The organism is Pseudoalteromonas sp. SIMBA_162, from assembly GCF_046535955.1.
GTDB classification, from domain to species: Bacteria; Pseudomonadota; Gammaproteobacteria; order Enterobacterales; family Alteromonadaceae; genus Pseudoalteromonas; species Pseudoalteromonas marina.
In genome coordinates this window covers 1-313 of sequence record NZ_JAWJBQ010000202.1, presented here as the reverse complement: position 1 = coordinate 313, position 313 = coordinate 1, and the positions used below count along the sequence as shown (strand labels likewise).

The 313-nt window shown below is 68.4% G+C and carries 1 protein-coding gene; it reads left to right on the top strand.

What is annotated here, in order from left to right; translation table 11 throughout:
- Positions 1-313: SNF2-related protein (locus tag R0J88_RS19365; RefSeq protein WP_410900781.1), on the top strand; the 313-nt coding region annotated here is incomplete at both ends.

Below are 313 nucleotides of genomic sequence, written 5' to 3'. Positions count from 1 at the left end.
GCTCGACGCCCAATTGATCGCCGCCGATGGCCGCGACACCCAGGCCTGGTGGGACGGCAAGCCGTTCCAGCGGATCCTGCTGGACGCTCCCTGCTCGGCCACCGGGGTGATCCGCCGCCATCCGGATATCAAGCTGACCCGCCAGCCCGAAGACATCGCCGCCCTGGCGCAACTGCAAGGCGAACTGCTGGATGCCATGTGTCAGGCCCTGGAAGTGGGCGGCATCCTGGCCGACGACATGGGCCTGGGCAAGACCCTGCAAACCCTGGCGCACATACTCAGCGAGAAGAACGCCGGGCGCCTGGACCGCCCC